Origin of the sequence: Yoonia sp., from assembly GCF_036770585.1 — a bacterium.
Lineage (GTDB): Bacteria > Pseudomonadota > Alphaproteobacteria > Rhodobacterales > Rhodobacteraceae > Yoonia.
Map to the genome: position 1 here is coordinate 17,619 of NZ_DAIPIW010000017.1, position 22,098 is coordinate 39,716.

Consider the following 22,098-nt stretch of genomic DNA (forward strand, 5'->3'; position numbering starts at 1 on the left):
CTGACCCTTGATCAGGACGCCCGCGACCGGGCCGAGGCGCTGGCCGCCGCCTGCGGGATCGGGGACAAGCTGGACCGGCACCCCACCGCCCTCAGCCAGGGTGAACAGCAGCGGGTCGCGATCTGCCGCGCGCTGGTCACGCAGCCAAAGTTGATCCTCTCGGACGAGGCGACGGGCAACCTCGATCCCGACAGCAAGGCGCGGATCCTCGATCTGCTGTTCGCGCAGGCAGCACGTGCAGGGGCGGCTGTCCTTGCCGTGACGCATGATCACGAGTTGCTGCCCCGGTTCGACCGCGTCGTCGACTTTGCGCAATTCCGTGAGGGGGCAGGGGCATGAACGCGCTCTATCTTGCCTTCGCCTATCTGCGCTATCACTGGGCGCGCAGTCTGGTCCTGACGCTTGTTGCAGCACTCATCATCTTTGTGCCCATCGCGACCCAGATCCTTCTGTCGTCCAGCGAACGCGCCCTTGTCGCAAGGGGCGAGGCGACACCGCTTTTGCTGGGCAGCCGGGGCTCGCAACTCGACCTGACGATGGCGGCCCTCTATTTCTCAGACGAGCGCCCCGATCCGGTCACCATGGCCGAGGTCGAAACCCTCTGGGACAGCGGTCTGGGGGTTCCCATCCCCATCCACAGCGCCTTTTCGTCGTCCGGCTTCCGGATCGTGGGCACCTCGCTCGACTATTTCGATTTCCGTGACCTTGTGATTGCCGAAGGCCGTGGCCTGTCGTTTCTGGGTGACGCGGTGATCGGCGCCGATGTGGCCACCGCTCTGGGCAAGGGCGTCGGTGATACGCTGGTTTCCACGCCTGAGAACCTCTTTGACCTCGACGGGGTCTATCCGCTGGAAATGCCCATCGTCGGGGTGCTGTCACCCAGCAACTCGCCCGATGATCAGGCGATCTTCGTCGACATCAAGACCGCCTGGGTGATCCAGGGGATCGGTCACGGACATGAAGACGTCGTCACCGCCGCCGAGGTCGCCGCGGGCACGGCGGCCATCGCGAATGCGGCCGTTGTGCAGTATCAGCGGATCACCGAGGACAATATCGACACCTTCCATTTCCACGGCGCACAAGACGATTTCCCGGCAACCGCCGTGATTGTCGTGCCGCATGATGCACGGTCCGCGACGATCCTGAAGGGGCGATACCTCGACGCCGCCGGTCCCAGCCAGTTGGTCGAACCTGCGGGTGTCATTCAGGGGCTTGTGGACCGCATCTTTCGCATCAAGGCGCTGCTTGACGTGGTGACCGCGATCATCGCGGTTGCCGCCGTCGCGGCGATCGGGCTGGCGGTCTTTCTCAGCTATCGCCTGCGCGCACGGGAAATCGCAACCGCCGTCAAGCTTGGCGCCCGCAAGGGAATGGTTCTGCGGCTCTTGTCGGCCGAGACTTTTACCTTAATCTTTGTCGCATCGATTCTCGCCTCGATCGGTGCCATGATCGTGGCACGACATGCAGAAAGCTGGGTGGGCTGGTTGCTTGCCTTGGGAACATAACCAACAGGAGCATTCATGAAACGTCATTTGACGACCGCATCACTCGCCGCACTTTTGGTGGCGACACCCGCCCTTGGCCATTACGGCATGATCATCCCCGACGATCCCATGATCAGCCAGGAAGACGGGCGCAGCGTCAACCTGACCATGTCGTTTTCGCATCCCTTCGAACTGGACGGCATGATGCTGGATACCCCTGTCGCCTTTTCGGTCACGCATGAAGGGACGACGACCGACCTTCTGGGTGAATTGCAGGGCGCCACGGTGATGGATGATCAGGGCTATACCCTTGAATTCCCGCTCGACCGTCCCGGCACCTATATCTTCGCGATGGAACCCCAGCCCTATTGGGAACCCGCCGAGGATGCCTTCATCATCCATTACACCAAGACCTATGTGACCGCCTTTGGCGATGACGAAGGCTGGGATACCGAACTGGGCCTGAAGACCGAGATCGTGCCCCTGTCCAAACCCTTCGGCCTGTGGGAGCACAATGTCTTTCAGGGCATCGTCAAGATGGACGGTGAACCTGTTCCCTATGCCGAGGTCGAGGTCGAATTCTTCAACCAGAACGGCAGTGCGACAGCCCCGGACGAGTTGATGATCACCCAGACCATCAAGGCCGATGCCGCCGGTGTCTTCACCTATGCACCTCCCGGGCATGGCTGGTGGGGGTTTGCCGCGCTGAACACGGCGGATTACACGCTGGTCGAAGACACCTCGGGCGAGGAGAAGGACGTGGAACTGGGGGCCGTGATCTGGGTCCATTTCGAAGAATGGACGGGCGAGTGATCCGCGCCGCCGCTCTTGCCGCTCTGGTCGCTGCTGTCCCGATGGGGGCGGCAGCGCATCAGATGATCGTCTTTGCCTCCGTCGACTGCGAGAATGTCATGGTCGAGGCGAAATTCTCGAATGGAAATGCCGTCCAGCAAGGCGAGGTCCGCGTGCTGGATGGCCAGAACGCGCTTTTGATGACCATGCCGATCGCCCAAGACGGCACCGCGACCATCCCGCTGGCAAGTGTCGATCACAGCGGCGGCCTTGTGATCGAGGTCGATACCGGCAGCCACGACAATTACTGGATCGTGACGCCCGACGATATCGCCCGCAGTTGCCAAAGCTGATCCGATGCATCAGTTGACCACTTCGCTTGCTGTCGCGCTGGCCCTTTTCGGGGCCGCGCTGGCCCATGCGCAGGACCGCCCGCGCGTCGTGACGGTGAACTATCCGTTGCAGTATCTTGCCGAAGCCTTGCTGGGCGACGCGGCAGAGGTGGACTTCCCCGTTCCCGCCGATGTGGACCCGTCGTTCTGGCGTCCCGCGATTGCCGATATCAGCGCCATCCAGTCCGCCGATCTGATCGTTCTGAATGGTGCCGCCTTTGCCACTTGGGTCGATCGTGTGACCTTGCCGCGATCCAAGGTGGTGAATTCGACCGCCGCCATCTCGGACCGGTTCATCGTCACCGAAAGCATCACCCACAGCCATGGCGCGGGTGACGAACATTCGCATGAAGGGCTGGCGTCCTACACATGGCTCGACCCGACCCTCGCCATCGCGCAGGCCGAGGCGATTGCCGCAGCGATCACCGCCCGTGGCCTTGCACCCCAGACGGATGTCGCCGACAGGCTGGCGGCGCTGACATCCCGACTGTCGGCGCTGGACGCGCAGGCATCCGCAGGACTTGCGGGTCTGGCCGATGTCACGATGATCGCGACCCACCCCCGCTATCAGTATTTCGCGCGGCGCTATGGGCTGACCATCGATGCGCTTGAATGGGAAGCAGGGGCAACGCCCACCGATGCAGAGCTTGCCGATTTGCAAGCCATGATCGCCGAAACCGGCGCGACCGTCCTGATCTGGGAGGGCGAACCGGACCCCGCGGCTTTCGCAGCCACAGCCGCCCTTGGGTTGCGCAACGTGGTATTTCCGACTTTGGCACATGGCATTGAAGACCAGAGCTTTGCGGATGTCATGGGCGCGGCCATCGCGGCGCTGGCCGATATACCGGTCGAGTAGCCGCGCGCGCCGCAGGCGAATGCGACCATTCGTCTTTGGGGCTGAAACCGCCGGTGACTGGCCTATCTCACTGCCATGTCGGGAAAGCGAATACCGAAATATCAGGTCCTGTTCGACCTTGCGCTGGGCGCGCTGACACCGCCCCCGGGCGGACGGCGGATTGCGCTTGCCTTCGGCTATGGTGGCTTCTGCCATCTGGTCTTCGCGCTTGCCGTCGCAGCGATGATTGCGGCGATGTTCTTCGGGATGAGCGAAAGCCTCGGCCGTGTGCCGGCACCATGGTCCTATCTGGCGAACCTCTTTCTGGTGCTGCAATTCCCCATCGTCCATTCCCTGCTGCTCAGCGACCGGGGCCGCAAGGCGCTGAACTGGTTGGCGCCGCGTGATGTGGCCGGAACGCTGGGCACAACGACTTTCGCGATTGTCGCATCGGTCCAGCTCTTCCTGCTCTTCGCCTTCTGGACGCCCAGCGGCATCGTCTGGTGGCGTGCCGAGGGCACTGCGTTCTACATCGTCTGCACGGCCTATGCGGTCTCATGGCTGTTGCTGATCAAGGCAAGCTATGACGCGGGCGCCGAGGTGCAGTCGGGCGCGCTGGGCTGGATGTCGCTGGCGCAAGACAAGGCACCGGTCTTTCCCGACATGCCGACGGATGGCCTGTTCCGCCTGATCCGGCAGCCGATCTATGTCTCTTTCGCGCTGACGCTCTGGACGGTGCCGGTCTGGACGCCGGATCAACTGGCCCTTGCCATCGTTCTGACCATCTACTGCCTCGCGGCACCACGGCTGAAAGAGAAGCGCTTCGAACGGCGCTACGGGACACGCTTTCAGCGTTACCGCGACACGGTTCCCTACGCCTTTCCCAAACTGAAGGGGTCGCCTGACCATGACCAAAATCGCGCGCAATGACCTGACGATCTACGACAAGGTGGCCGATCAGTGGTGGTCGGACGAGATCCGCTGGGTGCGCACGCTCAAGAATCTCGTGCCGGGGCGGATGGCATGGTTCGACAGGCAGATCGACTGGCGCGGCAAGCGCGTTCTGGATCTGGGCTGCGCAGGCGGTTTCATGGCCGAGGCGCTGGCGGCAAAAGGGGCTGTCGTCACCGGCATCGATCCCGCAGCGGATGCCATCGCCGCCGCCCGCGCCCATGCACAAAAGGGTGGCCTTGCGATCACCTATGATACCGGCGTGGGCGAAGACCTTCCCTATCAGGACGGCAGTTTCGACGCTGTCGTCTGTGTCGATGTTCTGGAACATGTCAGCGATCTGACACAAGTCGCCGCCGAGATTGCACGGGTCCTGCGCCCGGGCGGTCTGTTCCTTTATGACACGATCAACCGCAATCCGATTGCCCGTTTCGCGACAATCATGCTGGCCGAGGATATCCTGCGCCTTTTGCCGAAGGGCACGCATGATCCCGCCCTTTTCATCAAACCGGCTGAACTGCGGCAGACCTTGACGGGGGCGGGGCTTGTCGCGGGCAGACAGACCGGGCTGGGGCCGCGCGGGATCAACAGAAAGGGCGACTTCGTCTTCGGCCCGCTGCCGCTGAAAGCGGTGATCTACATGGGGGTGGCCCGCAAGCCTAGCCAAGCCGCCCCGTGATGATCTGACGCAAGGGCAGCCGTGCCTTGAGGTTCGCCGCGATCAGGAACACACCCGCCAGCTTGCGCTGAACGAACAGCACGTCGATCGGCACGGGGGGCGGCACAAAGCCGCTTTCGGCCAGCGCGATCCCTTCGGCATTCATCTGCCGTGTCAGCCTCTGGTCGCTGAAATCATAGTCGGTCCGGTCGTTGATGGCCGAAAAGACCAGACGCATCATCTTCATCAGCCGCGCGACGTGGTCCGGGGCGGTCGCGTCGTTCCAGAGGCCGAGACCTTGGGCCGCGGTCTTCATGGCCTCCGTCTCATCGGCAAGGCCTGCCAGAATAAGGGCGCGATAGGCCCCGGCGATGTCGCGCTGGATGATGCGCGTTGCCCCGAAATCCAGCAGCACAAGGCGCCGGGTCTGCGCATTGTAGCGGAAGTTCGCGAAGTTCGGATCGGATTGCACGACGCCGAAGTCGAAAATCTCGCGCAGGACAAGATCGACAAGGTCGCGGGCGATCTGGTTGCGGATCGATTGGTCGAGATCGGCCACGGCCTCCAGCGGCACACTGTCGATGAAGGTCATGGTCAGGACGGTCGGCACGGTCAGATCGTCCTGCACGACGGGTAGCTCATACCTGTCCGATCCGTCAAGCAGGCTGCGGAACTTGCGCAGATGCGCGGCCTCCAGCAGATAGTCGGTTTCCTCGTGCAGTTGCTTGCGGGCCTCTTCGACGTAAGGGTCGATCTCGAACCCCTTGGGGATCAGGCCGGACAGTTTGACCAGTGCCGCGACATTGGCGACGTCGCTGTCGATGGATTGCGCCACCCCCGGATATTGCACCTTGATCGCCACATCGCGCCCGTCGCGCAATGCGGCGCGGTGGACCTGCCCGATCGAGGCCGCCGCGATGGGGCGCACGTCAAACCGTTTGAACTGCCGCAGCCAGTCCGGTCCCCAAGCCTGCGTCAGCACCTGTTTGAGTTGCGCAGGCGGCATGAAATCCGCCTCGGCCCGCAGGCGCGCCATGATCTGCGACAACTCGGGCGGCAGCACGTCGCCTGCATCCATCGAGATCAGCTGCCCCAGTTTCATCGCCGCACCGCGCATCCGCGCCAGTTCGTTCGTGATGCGCCCGATATTCGCGGGCGTCAAAAGCAGATCGCGCCAGGCGGCGGGTTCACCGCGCAAGAAACCTTGGGCGCGGTGCGCGGCAACCGAACCGGCCACGTTCAGCGCCATGCCGCCAAGGCGGGCCGCACGCCAAGCGCGATGCTGTGGCACGGGGACCGCGCGTCCGAAGGAAGGGGGTTGGGTCATCTGATGCTCCGCCTTGGCTGACAGCTAGGCGGTTAGCGGCGGTCGGCAAGGCGCCAGGCCATCATTCCGCGCAAGGTGCGGCCTTGGGGCTAGATGGCTTGGTCCTTCGCCTCGGGTTGCAGGAAACCGGCGGCAATCGCGGCCCCCGCCACCATCAGCGTCGCCGTCCCCAACATCAGTGGCAGACCCCCGATCTGATAGGTCAGCCCCGACAGAACGGTGCCCAGCAGCCGCCCGCCAGCATTGGCCATGTAGTAGAAGCCCACATCCATCGTCACCCTTTCCGCTTTCGAGAACGCAAGGATGAGATAGGAATGCAGCGCCGAGTTGACGGCAAAGACCCCACCGAAGATCAGCAAGCCCGCCACCAGCACAGCCGTCAGCCATGTCTGTGGACCATCCGCGGCAAGTGCTGCGGCCGTCAGCAGGGCGGGGATCGTCGCAAGGGCCCATGCCCAGCCCTTGGCGGCGCGCACAAGGTCGCCCTCGGCCCGTGTCGATGCCCGCAGAAGGCGCGGGGCCGCCGCCTGCACGAAGCCATAAAGGATGATCCAGACCGCCATGAATGTCCCGATCATGAAGAACGCCGTACGGTTTCCCGAAACGGTGCCGTCCGACAGGACCGCGTAGAAATAGATCGGGATGCCGACCACGAACCAGACGTCGCGCGCACCGAACAGGAAGACACGCGCCGCCGAAAGCCGGTTGACGTTGGATGATTTGGAAAAGACCTCGGAAAACTTTGCACCTTTCCGGCCCTTGGGCAGTCCGGCGGGCATGAAGATCAGGACCGCGATCAGGATGACCGCAAGGATTGCCGCCATCCCCAGCACGGCCCAGACAAAGCCCAGCGTCGCCAGCAAAGCGGCCCCCAGCAGGAAGCCAAGGCCCTTGACCGCGTTCTTCGACCCCGTCAGCAGCGCCACCCACCGGAACAGCCCGCCATCCTCCGACGGGGCCAGCACCTTGACGGCGGATTTCGACGACATCTTGGCAAGGTCCTTGGCCACGCCGCTGGCCCCCTGGACGACCATCACATAGGCAACGGAGGCGCCGATCGCCCATGCCGGATCAAGTTGCGCCAAGGCCAGCAGGGCCACCACCTGAAGGCCAAGACCCGCGTAAAGCGTGGCGGTCAGACCGAAGCGCGCGGCGATCCATCCGGCACAAAGGTTTGTCACGATGCCTGCAATCTCGTAAAGCACGAAGAGGTAGGCAAGCTGGACAGGGCTGAACCCCAGCGTGTGAAAATGCAGCAGCACCAGCATCCGCAGCGCACCGTCCGTCAGCATGAAGGACCAGTAAGCGGCGGTGACGGCGATATAGGCCGACAGCCCCTCGGGCCGCGTGGGGGTTTGCGTCACAGCGAGGCTCCGACCATCAGGGCCACATCGGCAAGTCGGTGCGCATAGCCCATCTCGTTATCATACCACGCGTAGACCTTCACCTGCGTGCCGTTGATCACCATGGTCGAGGGCGCATCCACAATGCCGGATCGTACGTCATTGGTATAATCGGCCGAGACAAGCGGTCGTTCCTCGTAGCCGAGAATGCCTTGCAGGTCACCCGCAGCCGCCGCCTTGAAGAGGGCGTTGACCTCTGCGGCGGTGGTTTCGCGCGCGACCTCGAAAACGCAGTCGGTCAGCGAGCCGTTCAACAGCGGAACCCGCACGGCATGGCCGTTCAGGCGGCCCGTCAGTTCCGGATAGATCAGCGTGATCGCCGTCGCGCTGCCCGTCGTTGTCGGGATCAGGGAATTGAGGGCAGAGCGCGCGCGGCGCAGGTCCTTGGCGGGGCGGTCCACGATGGTCTGTGTGTTCGTCACATTGTGGATGGTGGTGATCGACCCGTGCTTGATGCCGAGGGTCTCGTGAATGACCTTGACCACCGGTGCAAGGCAGTTTGTCGTGCAGCTTGCCGCCGTGACGATCCGGTGTTTTTGGGCGTCATAGATATCGTGGTTCACACCGTAAACGATGTTGGCCGCATCCCCGTCCTTGACCGGGGCCGAGACGACGACCTTCTGCACACCCGCGGCAAAATAGGGCGCGATCCTGGCCTCTGTCTTGTGGACGCCGGTGCAATCGATGACGACATCCACCCCCTCCAGGGGAAGGCCCCCGATATCCTTCGTCCCGATGAAGGGCAGCCTTGTGCCGTCAATCGTCACGCTGTCCGCATCATGGGCAAAATCGGCCTGCCAGCGCCCGTGCACCGTGTCGAACTCCAGCAGATGGGCGTGCATCTCGGGGTCGCCCACGGCGTCGTTGATCCATGCGATCCTGGCGCCGCGTTCCAGCAGCGGCTTCAGGGCCAGCTTGCCGATCCGGCCAAGGCCGTTGAGGGCATAGGTGGTCATGCGGAGGCCCCTTCTTCGGTTTGTGCGATGTCGTCGACGGCCTTCTGCAAGGCGATCCGGTCGAGCGAGGCGATCGGCAAGGCTGTAAAGACTTTGATCCGGTTGAGAAGCGCGCCATAGGCCTGATGAAAGGCAAGGCTTTTCTCGGCGGCAGAGCCTTCGACCTTCACCGGATCAGGCATCCCCCAATGGGCGCTGACCGGCTGGCCCGACCAGGCTGGACAGTCCTCATTCGCGGCCTGATTGCAGACGGTGAAAACGAAATCGAACGCGGGCGCATCGTCGCCCTGAAAGACGGACAGGTTTTTGGCTTCGAGAACGGACACATCATGCCCCTTCTGCCGAAGCACTTCGAGCGCAAAGGGGTTCAACTCGGATCGTGCCCGCGTGCCGGCCGAATAGGCCACGAACCGGTCACCGGCTTCTTTGCGCAGGATGGATTCCGCAAAGATGGATCGTGCGGAATTGCCGGTGCAGATGAAAAGGACATGATATTTGCGATCAGTCATGGGGCCGTCTCCGTAGAGGTCAAAAGAGGTGAGGGGTGAACAGATGTCCGGGCGACCGCGACAGCAGTCGCGCAGCAGGTAGTCGAAGGTCTCGCGGGCCGCATCCATGTGGATCGCATAGCGCAGCGAGGTTCCGGCACGCTCTTGCGTGACCAGACCGGCCTGCATCAGCGCGCTGACATAGGTCGACAGCGTGTTGGGCCGCAGATCCAGCGCCCGCGCCAGTTCGGTTGCGGGGACACGGTCGGGGTAGCGGCGCATCAACAGCCGGAAGAGGGCCAGTCTTTGCGGATGGCCGAGGATCGAAAGGCGGTTGGGAATCACTATTTCCATAATTCATGAAATACGGAAGTATAGGGCGCAGCGCAACTGTTCTCTGCCGGTTGCCACGCGAAAACGCGCCCGCCGCGGCGGATGGGGGCCGGTGACGTGACACGGACCATGGATTGCGGTCAATGTCCATCGCCCCACTGGCATCCGCGCATTGTCCTGGCGATTGGCGGCGAGATGTGATCGTCTCGTCGCGGATGCTTGAACTGGATTGCATAACCTGGAACCTCCACCGCTGCCGCGGCAGAGACGCGCAGATCGATCCCGATAGAACGGTGCGGGTGCTGTGCGATCTGTTGTCCGACGCCGCGCCAGGGCTTTGTATCCTGACAGAGGCGGATGACGAGCAGCCCCCCTATGGTGCCCTGTTGGATCTGGATCGCATCCAGGAGGTCTCGGGTCTTGCGACGGCGCATACCGATCTGTCGCTGCGTTGGGGGGACAGCAGTCACGGGTTTCTCGGGACCATCGTTCTTCATGATCCGCGGGTCGAGATCGTGGATGGATGTCTTCTGGACCTGCCGGGCGTCTATCCGCGTGGCGCGACCATTCTGACCTGCCGCGCGGCTGGCCATGACTTCCGCGTGATCGCGACGCATCTGTCGCTTGGACAGCCTTTGCGCGTGGCGCAAATGCGCGCGGTCGGGCAATATCTGGCGCGGCATCGTGACCTGCCGGCCCTCTTGATCGGCGATTTGAACGAATGGCGCCCCTGGGGCGGTTTCGCGTTCTCGCGCGGTGTGGCGCATCGCAGTTTCACAGGGCCAGCGCGCCGCAGTTATCCGGCCGTCTTTCCCATGCTGCCCCTCGACCGGATCATGGCGACGGCACCCTTCCGGGTCGAAAACGCGCATGTGCTGAGGTCACCCGAGCTGGTGGAGACCTCGGATCATCTGCCGTTGCGGGCGACCGTGACCTTGGCCTAGGGGCCACCATCGCGCGCCGGTGTCCAGCGGTGCAGCCAGACATCAGACCAGCGGGTGCCATCGTCGTTGCGCAGCACAAGGCGGATTTCGGCGGCTTCGGCATCACCGGGTTCGAAACGAAAGCCCACCCGCAGGTGGCCGCGTTCCGCGATTTCATAGGCCGAGAGACCGAGCACAGCACCCGCCGAGGATTCGATGACCGGCCGAAGCCCGTCAAGATCACTGCCATCGAAATCGACGACATACTGAAGGCGGCCCGGCTGGTCGTGCACAAGACCCGACCGCGATTGCACAACGTGGATGCGTGGCTGGCGCGAGGCAAGCGGATCGGCCCCCATCGAGATCTTGTAGCGAAAGCGGTAGGTCTCGCCCGCGTCAAGGGGCTGCTCGGGTCGCCAGAAGGCGACGATATTGTCGAAAAACTCATCCTCGGTCGGGATCTCGACCAGCATGACGCTGCCAGCGCCCCAATCGCCGTCCGGTTCGACCCAGGCAGAGGGCCGAAGATGATAGGCGGCCTCGGCATCTTCGAAGGCCGCGAACGTGCGCGCGGACTGGATCAGGCCGAAACCCCGCGGCCCTGCGTCCGCAAATGCCGAGGTCTGCAGCCTCGCGGGATTTGTCAGCGGACGCCACAGCATCTCGCCCGCGCCATTCTCGATCAAGAGCGCGTCGCTGTCGTGAACGCGCGGGCGGAAATCATCGGAGACCACCGCGCGCAGCGGTCCCTTGAGATACATGGAGGTCAGCGGTGCGATTCCGACGTCCGTTATCCGCACCCGCGGGAAGAGAACGACATTCACCGCAATCGTCGTCGGCTCGCCGGGGGTGATGGTCAATGTCGCGGCCCCGGCGACCGAAGGGCTTTCAATCAGGGCGTCAAGCCGCGCTGTGCCGTTCTCGGCCTCGTGCAGGCGGAGCCGGGTAAAGACGGGAAACTCTTCCGGCGCCCCTCCACCGGTGCCGATCGCAAGGGCGCGGGCGGACAGACCGTAAAGCGTCTCGGCCGAGACGGCGCGAAAATAGCTTGCACCTTGGGTGACGAAGAATTCGTCGGCAAAGGTCGGCTGCCGGAAGGGCGCACGGAAGCGTGCCCCCGAAAACCCCATGTTTTCGCTGTCGGATGCGCGCATCCTGACGGGGGTGTCAAAGTAACTCTCGCCGAAGGTAAAGAGCGACGGGTCAAAGGCGATGGGTTCGACGCCATTACCGCGTTGCACTTCGACGGCGACCTTGTCCTGAAAGTAAAAGCCCGGCGGCAGCAGATCGGCGGCAAAGCCTTCCCCCAGCGGGAGACCGGCCGCGCCGCCCTCGGCGGGCCGAATGGCGCGGAAGCTGTCATATGTCAGATCGTCAAAGGGCGCTGCAAGCTGCATCGCCGGATCGCGATGAGGCACTTCTGACAGCCGCCGCGCGAGCGCTTCAAAGCTTTCGGTCGGCTCTTGCGACCAGCCGATCCTTGGGGCCGCGAGTGCCATAGCGCCAGTAAGGAAAGAGCGACGATACATCATCGCGGGGCCTTTGCATCAAGCCAGGGAACAAGCCAGGGCCCTGCAAGAAGCGGACCCGCGATCAGTGTCAGCCAAAGCGCCTGCCACGCAGTATCGCCGCCGATGACCGCGACCATGACCAGCGCCATGCCGGCCAAAGCCTCGATCGTGCCACCGGGCAACTTCGGAAGGCGTCGTGCCCTGTTGCTTTTCCAGCCGCTGTCCTGCCCGAGGATCACGGCAATCACCGAAATCGTCTGACGGACCATGACGATCGGCGACAGAAGGGTGCTTAGCCACAATTCGGCGGCCGTGGCGCGCAGGAAGGTCTTGCGGCGCGATGGTCGTTCGGTGCGCCTGTAAAACCAGACGAGGGCGGCAAGCTTGGGAACCAGAAGCAGGGCCAGCGCGCCCGACAATACCGGAACCGCCCAAGGCGCCATGCCCGCAAGCACAAAAAGCAGGATCAGAAGAAGCCAGATCGGTGACGACAGGTAGCTCTGGACGCCAGAGGCAAGGTGAATGCGGCTGACCTTGTTCAGGCGGCTTCCGAACAAGGGCCGCAGATGCTGCAGGTTTCCCTGGCTCCACCGGCGGTCTCGGCGATGAAAGGTCTCGAGATCTTCGGGGCAGTCTTCCGAACTGCCACAGGTCTGCGGCGTGATTTCAACCCGCCAGCCGTTGCGGACCAATAGCGCGGCCTCGACAAAGTCGTGGCTCAGGAACTCGCCCCCGTAGGGCGCCGGGCCGCTGAGGCGGGGAAGGCGCATCACCGCACGGAAGGCTTCGATCCGGATCAGGGCGTTATGACCCCAGTAGTTGCCCGCGCGCCCCGACCATGCCCGCAGGCCCCTGATGAAGACGGGCCCCGTCAGACGCGCCGACAACCGCTGAAGCCGCGCAAAGCGCGTCGCACCGGGCCGGAAGGCGATGCCGCTTTGCAAAAGGGCAAGCCCGGGCGTTCGCTCCATCCGGTAGCGCAGCGCGCTCAGGCGATCGACCCGCATGGCGCTATCGGCGTCCATCACAAGCATGAAGCTGTAGGAGGCGCCAAAATTGTCGATCCAGTCAGCGATATTGCCGGGTTTGCGGCCCTTGTTGTCGGTGCGGCGGCGATAGTGCAGCACGCCGGTGGCGCACAGCCTTTCGATTGCGCGCTGTTCCTGCGCTGCCTTGCTGGCGGGCGTGTCGGACAGAAGCCAGATCTCTGTCGTCCGGCTTTGACCGGCGCGTTTCAGGTCGCGATGCATTTCCGCGATGCGCCTGACCACCCCTGCGGGATCTTCGCCACAGATCAGGAACAAGACGGCCGTCCGCTCTTTCGGGGTCCAGCCTGCGGGGACAGCATCCTTGCCCGGCTCTGCTTGGCCGACGGCAATCAGCGCCGTCGCCGCCGCGGCGGATACCCATAAGGCGTTGAGCGCGAAGAGCGCGACAAGCAGCACGTCGAGCGCTTCAAGCGGCGCAAGAACAGCGCCAAGGCCAACGACCAAAGGCACGGACATCACAAGCGTCAGCGCCACGAAGCGGGGAAAGGCCGCACCGCTGCGCACGCGATCGGGTCGCCGCGTCTGTTGCGCCCTTGTCGCGGCGGAAGACAGGGACGAGACCTCGCTCATCGCGGGCGTTTCAGGGGCCAGATGCGGCTGAAGACGCCGTCTTTCTTGATCAGCCCGTGCTGAAGCGCCGCACCGATATGCAGCAAAATGAACCCGACCAGCACAAAGCGGGCGGTCGCATGAATCCACTGCGCCGTTTCGGCAAGATCATCAGAGCGTGGCACAAGAAAGGGCATCCCTACGGCGTTCAGCGACTCGATCGGAAAACCGCCGGCGACGACACGGACATAGCCCGACACCGCCATGACGATCAAAAGCAGATAAAGCATCACATGGCTGACGGCCGCCGCGTTCTTCTGCCATGCCGGCATGGACGCAGGCAGCGGTGCGGCAGGTGTCAGGGCGCGCATGACAAGGCGCGCGATGACCAGAAGGATGATCAGGATGCCGATGTTCTTGTGGTAGATGTAAAGCGCGTTTTGCACGCCCCGCGAAAGGTCGTCTGCGGTCATGATGCCCCCGACCGGAATGGTCGAAAGCACCACAAGCGCGGTCAGCCAATGAAGCCACCGCGTCGGTGTGGAATAGCCTTGGCGAAAGGTCTGGGGTTCAGCCATCTGCGTCTCTCTGCGATTTCACGCCTTAAGGTAGATCGCGCGGGCGCTGCATCAAATGCTTTGCTTGACCAAGGCAGTCCGGCGCTTACTTGGTTGGGGATGAGACAGATCTTCCTGCAGATGTCATCCACCTTGCACCGCTACGCGCCGGGCACACCCTTGACCCGTCTGCGGATGGAATTTCTGCTCTCCAGCCTCAGCGGCTTGGTGATCGTCATCTTCTGCGCATCCCTTTTCGACACACCGACCGGCGTGGTCGTCGCTTGCGGGCTTTATGCGCTGGGCGTGGCGTGCACCGCGCTGGCGGTCCAGCGGCAGTATCCCCATGCGGAATTCGGGCTGTGCAATCTGATCACGATGACAAGACTGTCGTTGACACTCTCGCTGGTCCCGTTGCTGTTCTTGGCGCGGCCCGTCGCGCCGTCGGATCTGTGGACGGCCTTTGCCATTGCGGCCATCGCCCTGTCACTTGACGGTGTCGATGGCTGGACCGCACGGCGATCCGGCCTTGTGTCCCGCTTTGGCGCGCGGTTCGACATGGAGGTCGACTCGGTCTTTGCCCTGGTGCTGGCTCTGGTCGCCTATGCGTCGTCGCAGGCCGGGCTCTGGATCGTGCTGCTGGGCCTGCCACGCTACGCCTTCTTTGCCGCCGCAAGGGTCTGGCCGCGACTGGCGGCCCCGGTGCCCGACACTGTTTTCCGCAAGGCCGTCTGTGTTTTCCAGATCGGAACCCTGATCGCCTTTCTGGTGCCGGTCCTGCCCACGGCGGTCCTGACCTTTTCTGCCGCGCTGGCGGCGGCGGCTTTGGCCTGGTCGTTCCTTGCCGATATCCGCGTGTTGCTGTCTCGCCCCGCATGATGGCAGCGCAGGCGAAAAACCGGACCGGATCCCTTGCGGCAGTGATCCTTGCGGCGGCGCTTCTTTATCTTGTGCTGGCGGTGCCAAATCATCCTCTGGCGCTTGCCTGGGACGGTCTTCTGGTTGTCCCGCTGGAATGGCCCGTCATCATCATCGGCTTGGCGGTGCTGGGCCCCAAGCGGCGGTTCACGCATGTCCTGAAATGGGTAATCGTCGTGTTTCTGACCTTGGTCACGGTGATCAAGCTTGTGGATTTCGCGACATTCTCGACCTACAACAGGGGTTTCAACCCGCTGGTCGACCTGCACCTGATCCCTGCGGCCTGGAACCTCGGGTCGGGCAGTTTGGGGCTCGCCTTGGCCAGCCTGATCGTTCTGGCGCTGATTGCCGCGATCGCAGGCTTGGTCTGGGCCTTGTGGTGGGCCACGGGCACCTTCGTGCGGGTCGCGCTGCCGCTTGGGGCGCGCAGGGCCGCGGCCGTCGCGGTGATCGCTTGCGCCGGTCTTGCAGCCGCCGAAATCGGCAATGCGATGCGCGCATGGAGCCTGCCTTTCGGCCCACCCGGCGCCGCCTTCACCACGCGCGTGGCGGTCGAGCGGGTGGACATGATCTCGGAAACCTATGTCCGACTTCGCAATTTCCGCATTGCCGCCGAGACCGATCCCTTTGCGCAAGCGGCGCCGCTTTTGGACAAGGTGGGCGGGCGCGACGTGGTCTTGATCTATGTCGAAAGCTACGGCGGTTCTAGCCTGACGAACCCGCGATACGCGCCCACACATCTGGCATCATTGGCCGGGATCGAGGCCGAGCTTGACGCGCAAGGGCTTGCAATGCGGTCAGGCTGGCTGGAGGCGCCGATCCTCGGGGGGCAAAGCTGGATGAGCCATGCAACCCTGGCAAAGGGTCTGTGGATCCCCGACCAGCGCACCTATGGCGCGGCCTTGGTCAGCGGGCGTCGGTCCTTGTTCCATCTTGCCCAAGACAACGGTTTCGAAACCGTGGCCGTGATGCCCGCAATCACGATGGACTGGCCCGAGGCCGACTTCATGGGCTTCGATCGCATCTATGCCGCGGCTGACCTTGGCTACAACGGATTGCCGTTCAACTGGGTGACGATGCCGGATCAGTTCACGCTGACGGCTTTCGACCGGCTGGTGCGGACCCCTGCCGATGGGGCACAGCGCCAACCGATCTTTGCGCAGATCGCGTTGATCTCGTCCCATGCACCCTGGACACCGGTGCCAGAGCTGGTCGCATGGGACGACATCGGCGATGGGACGATCTTCGATGCGGTGGCGCAATCGGGCGATCCGCCCGACGTGGTCTGGCGCGACCGCGATCGGGTGCGCGATCAGTTCCGGCAAGCCGTCGACTACAGCTTGCGCACCGTGGGGGCATATGCCGCGCGCAGCACCGACAATCCGCCCCTGATGATCGTCATGGGCGATCATCCCCCGGCGCTCTTTGTCAGCGAGGATGAGGCGATGACCGTTCCGGTTCACGTCATCGGGCCGCCTGACCTTGTCGCGCGGTTCGCGGACTGGGGCTGGGTCGCGGGTATGGTTCCGGATCTTGCGTCACCCGCGATACGGATGGATGCCTTCCGCAACCGGTTCCTTGCCACCTTCAGCGATGGGTCCGTCAGCCCTTGACGGCCCCCGCCATGACGGCACCGACGATCAGCCGCTGAAGCGCAAGGAAAGCAGCAATCGCCGGCAGCACGGTGATCACACAGGCCGCCGCCAGAAGTTGCGTCGTCGAGGAGCTGGTCGAGCCCGCGAAGTTGAAAATCGCGACCGAGATCGGCTGTAGCTGGTCGCGCGACAAAAGGATGAACGGCACCAGGAATTGTGACCATCCCATCAGCATGTTGAGGATGAACGCCGAGGCCATCCCCGGGGCCGCAAGCGGAAGCGTGATGAAGCAGAGGATCTGTGCCGGTGTGCAGCCATCGACAGCCGCCGCCTGTTCCAGCGATCGGGGTATCGCGTCAAAACTGGCCTTGAGCATCCAGACCGAAAGCGGCACGCCAAGCGCCATGTAGACACCCGCCGCTGCGGCATGGGTCTCAAGCAGGCCGAGCCGCTCCATATAGCGATAAAGCGGGATCAGCAGCACAAGCGGCGATACCATTTGCACGGTCAGGATGCCCAGCATCAGGGCCGAGGCACCGCGGAAGCGCCGGCGCGAAAAGACATAGGCCGCAGGAACCGAAACCAAAAGCGCACCAGTAGCACCCAGCGCGCAGAGCTTGATGCCATTCCAGAGATAACGGCCGAAGGCGCGGTCCGTCAGGATCTGCTCGAAATTGGCCAGCGTCGGCTCTTGCGGGATGAAGCGGGCGGCCCCCAGAAAAACCTCGGCGGGTGTGCGGATGGCCAATGACACGAGCCAAAGAAGCGGTGCCGCGAACAGCATGACAAGCAGGCATGCAACCGCATAGGTCGCCAGATCGCCCAGCCTTTCTGCCCGACGTCCTGTCATGGCTGCCGGTCCCGTCGGTCAACCAGAAGGCGGATGTAGACAACAGTCAGCGACAGCGCGATCAGCACAAGGATCAGCGCAAGCACAGACCCGCCGGAAAGGTCGAAGTTGTAAAAGACCGTGGTGAAGGTGTAGAGCGACAGGACCTCGGTCGCGCGCCCCGGGCCACCGCCCGTCAGGGCAAGGATCACGTCGAAGGTATTCAGGGTCTGGATCGTCACAAGCACGCTCGCCACCAGGATCGCAGGGCGCATCTGCGGCAGCGTGATGAACAGGAAACGGGCGAATGGGCCCGCCCCATCCACGGCCGCAGCGGCATAGAGGTCTTGCGCCAGACCCTTGCGCGCCGCGTAAAAGACGATCATCGCAAAGGCCGTGCCCTGCCAGACGTTCGCGATGACGGCCGAGATCATCGCGTTGTCGGGATCGGAAAGCCAGCGCACCGGCGCAATCCCCAAAAGCGCCAGCGTGGAATTGAGCGCGCCGAAAGGCGCCTCGGAAAACAGCATCTGCCAGATCAGCCCGTTTGCGATGCCGGGCACCACCCATGCCGTCAGAACCACGGTGCGCAACAGCCCCATGCCCCACAGGTTGCGCGCCTCTCCACGCACGACGGTCAGCGCGATCAACAGACCGGTGCCGAGAATGCCGACCACGCTGGCCATGGTGAAGACAAGCGTCACCCAAAGCACGCCGGGCAGGGCGGGTGCTGACAGCGTTTGCGACATCCGATCCAGCCCGTAGCTTTCGATGCCGCGCAGCAGTGTCGCATCCCCGAATGCAAGGCGGACCACATCGAGGATCGGCACAAGATAGAAGGCACCCAGCATCAAGACCGCTGGTGCAAGCCACGGCCATATGGCCGACCGCGCGCGCCTTCGGCGTCGCGGCCCTTGGGCCGCAGCCGCCACGCCTGTTTGCGTGATCGCCACCGGTCGGCCCGTCAGAGCCGTTCGAAGGCCGCCTGAACAGCGGCATTGGCCGCGTCAAGCGCCTCTTGCGGTGTGGCCGCACCTGACAGCACATCACCGATCATGATCTGGATGTTGTTTGAAATCTCGGGGTAGATCGGCACGCCGGGTCGCGCCTGTCCATCGACCAGCGCCTCGGCGAAGACGTCGAATTCCGGGCCTTCGAATGCGTCGAACTGGTCATATTGCGCCGCGGATGTCGGCAGCAGGCCCTGAATGGCGTTGCTTTGACCGGAATAGATCTCGCGGATCATCTCGGCGCAGATCCGGACGGCTTCGGGATCGTCGGACATGGCTGCGATGGTCCAGCCGCCGGTCCCGGTCGCGCGCGCATCGGCACTGGGACCCGGGATGGGGGACACGGCCCAAGCGGCAAAGTCTTCCGCAGGCAGGGTGCCGCGCAATTGGCCGTATTGCCAGTTGCCGCCCACAAAGAGCGCGGTCGTGCCAGCCGCTGCGGCGGCGTTGAATTCGTCGTAGTTCACGATCGAGGTCACACGCGGCGGCGCGGCGCCGGTGTCGACAAGGTCCTTGTAGAAGTTGATCGCGTTCAGGAATTTCTCGCGGTTCTCGCCCTCGGCGAAGACCGGGCGTCCCGTATCATCGACCAGCCGGCCACCCTGCGCCCAGAAATGCGCAAGCCAGTCGAAGGTCGTCCCTTCCCAGCGCCCGCCGTTGAAAAGCAACCCTTCCTTGCCCGACTCGGCAGTGGCAAGCGCAGCGGTCTGTAGATCTTGCCAGGTCTGCGGCGCGTCGGGGACCAACCGCGTGTCGCGATAGAGCACCCGAAGATCCGTGAACCACCACCATGCCAGAAGCTCGCCCGCCTCATTGGTCACGGCGTCGCGGACATAAGGAAAGAGATCGTCGATCTCGGCCGTTGTCCAATGCGCATTCATCGGCGTCAGGATATCGGCGCTTTTGAACAGGGCCAGTTGCGAGCTGTCGATCATGGCGCAGTCCGGGCCGCGTCCGGCACGGGCCTGCTCGAGCAAGCGGGCCTGTTCCTGACCGATGTTGTCCGTGGCGATCTGTGTTTCGATCTTCCAGTCGGGGCGCGCCGTGATGAATTGGGTAAAGAGCTCTTCGAAGGCCATCCGCGTCGCATCATCGGCGGAATAAAGGTCGTAGGCCGTCAGCCGGAATGTCATGGTATTGGGCGCATCCGGCAGCCCCACACGATCACGCGTGATCAGGTCTTGTGCGGCAAGCGAAGTGGGAATGCCCAAGGCACAAGCCGCGCCGACAGCGCCGAGGATTCCATAAAAGCGATAAGTCATGACCAGCCTTTCGTTTGGATGAGGGATGATGCCTTGGTCTAGACCGGACGGGAAAGGGCGGTGCCCGTCTCGGGATCAAAGACATGGGTTTGCGTGGCGTCGAAGACGAGGTGCACGTTTTCCTTTTCGCCCAGTTGCGTGTCCGGGGGCAGGCGGCTTCTGAGGCGGTTGCCCGTGGCCGTCTCGAACTCCACGATGATTTCCTGACCGACAGGTTCCAGTGTCAGGGCGCGCGCGGGCAGACCGCTGTCTGACAGGCGCACCGCCTCGGGCCGCAGGCCGATCACCACCTTGCGACCCGCATCAGTTGGCCCGGGCAGATCGACATGGATCTGGCCGGCAATTTCGGCCCCCCGGTCGGTCAGCGTCGCATCCATCAGGTTCATCGCCGGTGAACCGATGAATTGCGCCACGAAGAGGTTGGCGGGCTGGCGGTAGATCTGCATCGGCGGGCCGACCTGCGCGATCCGGCCGGCATTCATCACGACCACACGGTCGGCCATCGTCATCGCCTCGGTCTGATCGTGGGTGACGTAGATCGTCGTGGTGGGCATATGCTCTTTCAGCCTGCGCATCTCTGCCCGCATGGACACGCGCAGTCGCGCATCGAGGTTGGAAAGGGGCTCGTCGAAAAGAAAGAGCTTCGGGCGGCGCACCATCGCACGGCCCATGGCGACGCGCTGCTTCTGGCCGCCCGACAACATTGCAGGACGGCGATCGAGCAGGTCCGTGATTTCCAGAACCTCGGCAATTTTCGCAACGCGCGCCCTGACCTCGGCCCGCGTCATGCCGCGACGCCGAAGCCCGAAGCCGATATTCCCCGCAACGGTCATATGCGGATAGAGCGCGTAGTCCTGAAACACCATCGCCACGTCCCGCGCACCGGGGGACAGGTCGTTCACCACCTCGCCGCCGATACGGATCTCGCCGGAACTCTCGTCCTCGATCCCCGCGATCACGCGCAGGGTCGTGGACTTGCCACAGCCCGAGGGCCCGACGATCACGACAAATTCGCGGTCCGCGACGGTCAGGGACACCTTGTCGAGCGCCATCTGTCCGCGATCGTAGATCTTCGTGACATCAGTCAGAGCTAATTCGGCCATGCGTTTCTTTCGACCCCTTCGATAACCAAGCTAGTCCTCTGCCGCGCGCCGTCCATTCTTTCTGCGGCTGCTTGATTTCGGTGGTTTTCGGACAAGGTCCTGGTGTGATGAAGCAATCACTGCGCACCGACGCCACAACCGCATCCTTCAAGCCGATGGCTTATCGGGTCGCGCATGTCGTCGTGCCTGTGGCAAGCATCCTTTTCGTCCTGTCCCATGTCGATGGCGCAGAGGTCTGGGCGGCCTTGCGCGGCATGCAAGCCGGTCTGATGCTGGCCGCCGTCGTCGCCTGTTCCCTGCAGATCGTGCTCAGCGCGCTGCGCTGGCGGCTGACGGCATCCTTGCTGGGCGCGGCGATGACGCGCAGATCGGCCGTAAGCGAATATTATCTGTCGAGTTTCATCAACATGACACTTCCGGGCGGCGTTTTGGGTGATGCGACCCGTGCTTTGCGCGCCCGGACCACAGCCGGTCTGGAAACGGCGGCACAGGCCGTCGTGATCGAACGCTTTGCCGGACAGATCGCGCTTGGCACGGTTCTGCTTTTGGGGCTGGCGGTATCGGGGCGATCTGTCTTGCAGACATCGGCCTGGATTGCAGCCGGCGTTATCGCAATTCTTCTGCTGCTTTTGCGTGCAGCACGGCGCGCGGAAATCACGGGCCGCGCGCCTGCGTTTCTCAGACGCTTCGGCTTGGCGATCGGCCGAAGCTGGGCATGGGGCCGCGGCTTTGCCGCGCAAGCCGTGCTCAGCCTTGCGATCGTCGTGGTCAATCTTGTGGCATTTGCCTGCGCTGCCCGTGCGGTCGGTGCCGAAATCGGTTTCCCTGCAATACTTTATGCCGTGCCATTGATCCTTCTGGCGATGCTGATCCCCTTTTCCATAGGCGGTTGGGGCTATCGCGAGGGCGCAGCGGCGGCGATCTTTCCCCTGATCGGTCAAAGCGCCGCCATGGGTGTCAGCGCAAGTGTCGCCTTCGGTGCGGCGATCCTGCTTGCAAGCCTGCCGGGTGCATTCTTGATCCTGCGTCCGGCACATCGTCCCGGGCCCGCGTCCTCGATGCCCGCCGAACGGGCCAGCAAATGAACGGCGCCGGTGGCAGATTGCCAGATTGATCGTGCCAGCAGGAAATCGGGACAAAAAAGACCATTTAAAAGACGGCGGTCTCTGGCGG

Annotated in this window: 22 protein-coding genes; 11 read left to right on the top strand and 11 right to left on the bottom strand. The window is 63.5% G+C overall.

Annotation, left to right across the window (positions count from 1 at the left end):
- The 7 genes from V7N12_RS04990 to ubiG all read left to right on the top strand — a co-directional run.
- Positions 1-339 (top strand): ATP-binding cassette domain-containing protein (locus tag V7N12_RS04990; RefSeq protein WP_333713124.1); only part of this gene is annotated, 339 nt, incomplete at its 5' end.
- Positions 336-1,505, top strand: a complete 1,170-nt coding sequence (locus tag V7N12_RS04995) for an ABC transporter permease (protein WP_333713125.1) — start codon at positions 336-338, stop codon at positions 1,503-1,505. The genes V7N12_RS04990 and V7N12_RS04995, both read left to right, overlap by 4 nt.
- Before the next feature lie 15 nt (positions 1,506-1,520).
- Entirely contained in the window at positions 1,521-2,297 is a 777-nt protein-coding gene (locus V7N12_RS05000) for a DUF4198 domain-containing protein (protein WP_333713127.1), read from the top strand.
- A complete protein-coding gene (locus tag V7N12_RS05005) occupies positions 2,294-2,629 on the top strand; it encodes a hypothetical protein (protein ID WP_333713128.1) in 336 nt (111 codons plus the stop codon). The genes V7N12_RS05000 and V7N12_RS05005 overlap by 4 nt, the downstream gene beginning before the upstream one ends.
- Before the next feature lie 4 nt (positions 2,630-2,633).
- Positions 2,634-3,524: a metal ABC transporter substrate-binding protein gene (locus tag V7N12_RS05010; RefSeq protein WP_333713130.1), complete on the top strand. Its 891-nt coding sequence runs from the start codon at positions 2,634-2,636 to the stop codon at positions 3,522-3,524.
- A gap of 75 nt (positions 3,525-3,599) precedes the next feature.
- Positions 3,600-4,433, top strand: coding sequence for a methyltransferase family protein (locus tag V7N12_RS05015; RefSeq protein ID WP_333713131.1), 834 nt, complete (start codon positions 3,600-3,602; stop codon positions 4,431-4,433).
- A complete protein-coding gene (gene ubiG, locus V7N12_RS05020) occupies positions 4,411-5,133 on the top strand; it encodes a bifunctional 2-polyprenyl-6-hydroxyphenol methylase/3-demethylubiquinol 3-O-methyltransferase UbiG (protein ID WP_333713132.1) in 723 nt (240 codons plus the stop codon). Before V7N12_RS05015 ends, ubiG begins: the two co-directional genes overlap by 23 nt.
- Here the strand turns inward: ubiG and V7N12_RS05025 are convergent.
- The 4 genes from V7N12_RS05025 to V7N12_RS05040 all read right to left on the bottom strand — a co-directional run bounded on the left by V7N12_RS05025 (position 5,114) and on the right by V7N12_RS05040 (position 9,640).
- Complete coding sequence (locus V7N12_RS05025; RefSeq protein WP_333713133.1) at positions 5,114-6,439, bottom strand: ABC1 kinase family protein; 1,326 nt, start codon at positions 6,437-6,439, stop codon at positions 5,114-5,116. The genes ubiG and V7N12_RS05025 overlap by 20 nt on opposite strands.
- Positions 6,440-6,528: 89 nt before the next feature.
- The gene (gene arsJ, locus V7N12_RS05030) at positions 6,529-7,803 is read right to left on the bottom strand and encodes an organoarsenical effux MFS transporter ArsJ (protein WP_333713135.1); all 1,275 of its coding nucleotides are present in this window, start codon (positions 7,801-7,803) and stop codon (positions 6,529-6,531) included.
- A complete protein-coding gene (locus tag V7N12_RS05035; RefSeq protein ID WP_333713136.1) occupies positions 7,800-8,798 on the bottom strand; it encodes an ArsJ-associated glyceraldehyde-3-phosphate dehydrogenase in 999 nt (332 codons plus the stop codon). The genes arsJ and V7N12_RS05035 overlap by 4 nt, the downstream gene beginning before the upstream one ends.
- The gene (locus V7N12_RS05040; RefSeq protein ID WP_333713137.1) at positions 8,795-9,640 is read right to left on the bottom strand and encodes an arsenate reductase/protein-tyrosine-phosphatase family protein; all 846 of its coding nucleotides are present in this window, start codon (positions 9,638-9,640) and stop codon (positions 8,795-8,797) included. Before V7N12_RS05040 ends, V7N12_RS05035 begins: the two co-directional genes overlap by 4 nt.
- Positions 9,641-9,762: 122 nt before the next feature.
- On the opposite strand from V7N12_RS05040, the gene V7N12_RS05045 reads away from it, so the two are divergent.
- Positions 9,763-10,563, top strand: a complete 801-nt coding sequence (locus V7N12_RS05045; RefSeq protein ID WP_333713138.1) for an endonuclease/exonuclease/phosphatase family protein — start codon at positions 9,763-9,765, stop codon at positions 10,561-10,563.
- On the opposite strand, the gene V7N12_RS05050 is transcribed toward V7N12_RS05045, so the two are convergent.
- The 3 genes from V7N12_RS05050 to V7N12_RS05060 are packed head-to-tail and all read right to left on the bottom strand — an operon-like array spanning position 10,560 to position 14,229.
- A complete protein-coding gene (locus V7N12_RS05050; protein WP_333713140.1) occupies positions 10,560-12,071 on the bottom strand; it encodes a glucan biosynthesis protein in 1,512 nt (503 codons plus the stop codon). The two genes, V7N12_RS05045 and V7N12_RS05050, sit on opposite strands and share 4 nt — an antisense overlap.
- Positions 12,071-13,672: a glucans biosynthesis glucosyltransferase MdoH gene (gene mdoH, locus V7N12_RS05055; RefSeq protein WP_333713141.1), complete on the bottom strand. Its 1,602-nt coding sequence runs from the start codon at positions 13,670-13,672 to the stop codon at positions 12,071-12,073. The genes V7N12_RS05050 and mdoH overlap by 1 nt, the downstream gene beginning before the upstream one ends.
- On the bottom strand, positions 13,669-14,229 hold the full coding sequence (locus tag V7N12_RS05060) for a cytochrome b (protein WP_333713142.1): 561 nt from the start codon (positions 14,227-14,229) through the stop codon (positions 13,669-13,671). The genes mdoH and V7N12_RS05060 overlap by 4 nt, the downstream gene beginning before the upstream one ends.
- A gap of 99 nt (positions 14,230-14,328) precedes the next feature.
- On the opposite strand from V7N12_RS05060, the gene V7N12_RS05065 reads away from it, so the two are divergent.
- Complete coding sequence (locus V7N12_RS05065) at positions 14,329-15,087, top strand: CDP-alcohol phosphatidyltransferase family protein (protein WP_333713143.1); 759 nt, start codon at positions 14,329-14,331, stop codon at positions 15,085-15,087.
- Complete coding sequence (locus tag V7N12_RS05070) at positions 15,084-16,739, top strand: sulfatase-like hydrolase/transferase (protein ID WP_333713145.1); 1,656 nt, start codon at positions 15,084-15,086, stop codon at positions 16,737-16,739. Before V7N12_RS05065 ends, V7N12_RS05070 begins: the two co-directional genes overlap by 4 nt.
- Here V7N12_RS05070 and V7N12_RS05075 read toward each other — a convergent pair.
- The 4 genes from V7N12_RS05075 to V7N12_RS05090 all read right to left on the bottom strand — a co-directional run bounded on the left by V7N12_RS05075 (position 16,729) and on the right by V7N12_RS05090 (position 20,925).
- The gene (locus V7N12_RS05075) at positions 16,729-17,571 is read right to left on the bottom strand and encodes a carbohydrate ABC transporter permease (protein ID WP_333713146.1); all 843 of its coding nucleotides are present in this window, start codon (positions 17,569-17,571) and stop codon (positions 16,729-16,731) included. The two genes, V7N12_RS05070 and V7N12_RS05075, sit on opposite strands and share 11 nt — an antisense overlap.
- Positions 17,568-18,401, bottom strand: a complete 834-nt coding sequence (locus V7N12_RS05080) for a carbohydrate ABC transporter permease (RefSeq protein ID WP_333713148.1) — start codon at positions 18,399-18,401, stop codon at positions 17,568-17,570. The genes V7N12_RS05075 and V7N12_RS05080 overlap by 4 nt, the downstream gene beginning before the upstream one ends.
- 113 nt (positions 18,402-18,514) lie before the next feature.
- Positions 18,515-19,822, bottom strand: coding sequence for an extracellular solute-binding protein (locus V7N12_RS05085; protein ID WP_333713150.1), 1,308 nt, complete (start codon positions 19,820-19,822; stop codon positions 18,515-18,517).
- A 38-nt stretch (positions 19,823-19,860) separates the two neighbouring features.
- On the bottom strand, positions 19,861-20,925 hold the full coding sequence (locus V7N12_RS05090) for an ABC transporter ATP-binding protein (protein ID WP_333713151.1): 1,065 nt from the start codon (positions 20,923-20,925) through the stop codon (positions 19,861-19,863).
- Between the two features lie 107 nt (positions 20,926-21,032).
- Between V7N12_RS05090 and V7N12_RS05095 the strand changes: the two genes are divergently transcribed.
- Complete coding sequence (locus V7N12_RS05095) at positions 21,033-22,010, top strand: lysylphosphatidylglycerol synthase transmembrane domain-containing protein (RefSeq protein WP_333713152.1); 978 nt, start codon at positions 21,033-21,035, stop codon at positions 22,008-22,010.
- Positions 22,011-22,098 lie beyond the last annotated feature (88 nt).

Bases quoted from the DNA above. Each gene is read 5' to 3' on its own strand.
- ubiG (WP_333713132.1), top strand. From the start codon at position 4,411: ATGACCAAAATCGCGCGCAATGACCTGACGATCTACGACAAGGTGGCC.
- V7N12_RS05085 (WP_333713150.1), bottom strand. From the start codon at position 19,822: ATGACTTATCGCTTTTATGGAATCCTCGGCGCTGTCGGCGCGGCTTGT.
- V7N12_RS05000 (WP_333713127.1), top strand. From the start codon at position 1,521: ATGAAACGTCATTTGACGACCGCATCACTCGCCGCACTTTTGGTGGCG.
- V7N12_RS05065 (WP_333713143.1), top strand. From the start codon at position 14,329: ATGAGACAGATCTTCCTGCAGATGTCATCCACCTTGCACCGCTACGCG.
- V7N12_RS05035 (WP_333713136.1), bottom strand. From the start codon at position 8,798: ATGACCACCTATGCCCTCAACGGCCTTGGCCGGATCGGCAAGCTGGCC.
- V7N12_RS05090 (WP_333713151.1), bottom strand. From the start codon at position 20,925: ATGGCCGAATTAGCTCTGACTGATGTCACGAAGATCTACGATCGCGGA.
- V7N12_RS05025 (WP_333713133.1), bottom strand. From the start codon at position 6,439: ATGACCCAACCCCCTTCCTTCGGACGCGCGGTCCCCGTGCCACAGCAT.
- V7N12_RS05095 (WP_333713152.1), top strand. From the start codon at position 21,033: ATGAAGCAATCACTGCGCACCGACGCCACAACCGCATCCTTCAAGCCG.
- V7N12_RS04995 (WP_333713125.1), top strand. From the start codon at position 336: ATGAACGCGCTCTATCTTGCCTTCGCCTATCTGCGCTATCACTGGGCG.
- V7N12_RS05070 (WP_333713145.1), top strand. From the start codon at position 15,084: ATGATGGCAGCGCAGGCGAAAAACCGGACCGGATCCCTTGCGGCAGTG.
- V7N12_RS05080 (WP_333713148.1), bottom strand. From the start codon at position 18,401: ATGCTGGGTGCCTTCTATCTTGTGCCGATCCTCGATGTGGTCCGCCTT.
- V7N12_RS05075 (WP_333713146.1), bottom strand. From the start codon at position 17,571: ATGACAGGACGTCGGGCAGAAAGGCTGGGCGATCTGGCGACCTATGCG.
- V7N12_RS05045 (WP_333713138.1), top strand. From the start codon at position 9,763: ATGTCCATCGCCCCACTGGCATCCGCGCATTGTCCTGGCGATTGGCGG.
- V7N12_RS05050 (WP_333713140.1), bottom strand. From the start codon at position 12,071: ATGTATCGTCGCTCTTTCCTTACTGGCGCTATGGCACTCGCGGCCCCA.
- V7N12_RS05015 (WP_333713131.1), top strand. From the start codon at position 3,600: ATGTCGGGAAAGCGAATACCGAAATATCAGGTCCTGTTCGACCTTGCG.
- V7N12_RS05060 (WP_333713142.1), bottom strand. From the start codon at position 14,229: ATGGCTGAACCCCAGACCTTTCGCCAAGGCTATTCCACACCGACGCGG.
- V7N12_RS05040 (WP_333713137.1), bottom strand. From the start codon at position 9,640: ATGGAAATAGTGATTCCCAACCGCCTTTCGATCCTCGGCCATCCGCAA.
- mdoH (WP_333713141.1), bottom strand. From the start codon at position 13,672: ATGAGCGAGGTCTCGTCCCTGTCTTCCGCCGCGACAAGGGCGCAACAG.
- V7N12_RS05010 (WP_333713130.1), top strand. From the start codon at position 2,634: ATGCATCAGTTGACCACTTCGCTTGCTGTCGCGCTGGCCCTTTTCGGG.